This is a genomic window from Kitasatospora phosalacinea (genome assembly GCF_000717185.1).
GTDB lineage: Bacteria > Actinomycetota > Actinomycetes > Streptomycetales > Streptomycetaceae > Kitasatospora > Kitasatospora phosalacinea_A.
Map to the genome: position 1 here is coordinate 1 of NZ_JNYE01000215.1, position 2,265 is coordinate 2,265.

Sequence of the window (2,265 nt, forward strand, 5' to 3'; positions counted from 1 at the left end):
TGTCGGCGGCGGTTGAACCGTGACCCGCTCTGGCCGGTTGAGTTCTGACCCTCGCGTCGTTGGTTGTCTTGGTTAGTTGTTGTCGGTGGTTGTGGTGGAGCCGCGGCCGAGTTCACGGCCGCGCATGCGGTAGGACTCGCCTTTGAGGGAGTGCACCTCGGCGTGGTGGACGAGCCGGTCGATCATGGCGGCGGCGACAGTCTCGTCGCCGAAGACCTCTCCCCACCGGCCGAAGGGCTTGTTCGAGGTGACGATCACACTTGCCCGTTCGTATCTGTTCGATATGAGCTGGAAGAACAGGTTGGCGGCCTCGGCTTCGAACGGGATGTATCCGACCTCGTCGATCACGATCAGCGGGTAGCGGCCGAGCTTGACCAGCTCGTCCTGGAGCCGGCCGCTGTGGTGGGCGGCGGCGAGCCGGTCGACCCACTGGGCGGCGGTGGCGAACGCGACGCGGTGTCCGGCCTGGCAGGCTCTGACCGCGAGCCCGGTCGCGAGATGGGTCTTGCCGGTCCCGGGAGGGCCGAGGAAGACGACGTTCTCCTTGCCCGCGATGAAGTCCAGTGTTCCCAGGTGGGAGAGTTGTTGGCGCGTCAGGCCGCGCAGATGGGTGACGTCCAGTTCCTCGATCGTCTTGATCGCGGGGAAGCGGGCGGCGCGAATGCGGCCCTCACCGCCGTGGCTGTCGCGGGCGGAGACCTCGCGCTGCAGGCATGCGACGAGGTATTCGGTGTGGGTCCAGGACTCGGCCTGGGCGCGCTCGGCCAGGCGCTCAGCGGCGTCCAGCAGGGCCGGGGCCTTCATCGCGTGGGCGAGGAAAGCCAGGTCGGAGGCGGTCTGCCGGCCGGTTCGGGCTGTGGAGGCGGCCCCTGCCGCGGCGGGGGCAGTGCTGCGGACCATCAGGTGTCCTCTTTTCCGGCGCCGCCTTCGATGAGGGTGAACATGCGGTCGTAGGTGCCCAGCTCGCGTTGTTCGACCTCGATTCCCAGGCTGTCGGGAGCCAGGGCCGCTGCTCGGGCGGTGGCCGCGCGGGCGGCCTTGTGGTGCCAGACCTCGCCGCGCAGGACCTGGGCCGCGGCGGCGTGGTCGGGATCGGTGATCGACTGATGCTTGGCCCAGCAGCGGGAGTGCCGGGCGACGACGTCCTCGCCTGCGATGACGATGACCTCTTCGTTGTCGGCGCGGATCATGACGGTGTGCCCGATGGCGCGTGGGTGGACGGAGTAGTCGTTGGTGTCGACGCGGATGTAGTGGTCGCGGCCGATCCGGGTGTGGAAGCGCCACCAGGCGGGCGGGTCGACGGGCGGGACGGCGAGCATCGCCGCGCGGTCCGCCTCCCACCGATCGGTGGGTCGGGCGGCGATCGTGCGGTGCTGGCGGCGGTTGGCGATCTGCAGCCAGGCGGTCAGCTGGGTGTTGAAGTCGTCGGGGCCGGTGAACGTGCGGCCGGGCAGGAAGCTGGTCTCCAGGTAGCCGTTGGCGCGCTCGACCAGGCCCTTCGCTTCGGGGTCGCGAGGCCGGCAGAGGTGGATCCTGACCGCCAGCAGACCGGCGAACGCGGCGAACTCGCTGGTCAGCTTGCCTCTGCCAACGCCGGTCTCGTTGTCCCAGACCAGTGTCTTGGGGACGGCGCCCCAAGCGGTCAGCAGGCGCCAGTGGCCGTCGATCAGGTCGCCGGTCTGCCGTGAGGGCAGCATCCGGGCGGTGATCACCCGCGAGTAGCCGGAGACGATGACCAGCACCGGCGGGCGGCCCGACTGGCCGTAGCCCAGCGGGATGTCCACGGGCGGGAACCACAGGTCGCACTGGGCGAGCTCGCCGGGCTGGTAGACGGTCCGCGAGACGGGGTCCACCGGCAGGTAGGCCGGGCGCAGCTCGCGCACCCGTTCCTTGAGGATCGTGATCCCGCGCTCCCAGCCGATCCGCTCGGCGATGACCGTGGCCGGCATCGTCGGGGTCGCCTTGAGCAGCTCACGGATCTCAGGCTCGAACGCGTCCACCGCCGAACCCTTCAACGGACGCTGGTAGACCGGCGGCCGATCGCCGTCCAGAGCCCTCTTCACCGTGTTCTTCGAGATGCCCAGGTGCCGGGCGATCGCCCGGATCGGCATGTGCTCGGCCCGATGCAGCCGACGGATCTCGGCCCAGTCCTCCACGGAAATCACCCTCTCCTCCTGACCTCTGAAGATCAGGATGATCAGACGACTGCGAGGTGGGTCCCATTTGATCCGCCGTTCAGCGGTCAGCTTTCACCCGGCGCCGACA

Annotated in this window: 2 protein-coding genes; both read right to left on the bottom strand. The window is 69.3% G+C overall.

Translation table 11 applies throughout. The features are described from left to right. Nucleotides 1-72 precede the first annotated feature (72 nt). Nucleotides 73-900, bottom strand: coding sequence for an IS21-like element helper ATPase IstB (gene istB / locus OO57_RS37580; RefSeq protein WP_033257386.1), 828 nt, complete (start codon nt 898-900; stop codon nt 73-75). Then, the gene (gene istA / locus OO57_RS37585; protein WP_033257388.1) at nt 900-2,165 is read right to left on the bottom strand and encodes an IS21 family transposase; all 1,266 of its coding nucleotides are present in this window, start codon (nt 2,163-2,165) and stop codon (nt 900-902) included. The genes istB and istA overlap by 1 nt, the downstream gene beginning before the upstream one ends. Nucleotides 2,166-2,265: the final 100 nt, after the last annotated feature.

What these genes read in the sequence shown, in the direction of transcription:
- istB (WP_033257386.1), bottom strand. Translation starts at nt 900, where the DNA reads ATGGTCCGCAGCACTGCCCCCGCCGCGGCAGGGGCCGCCTCCACAGCC.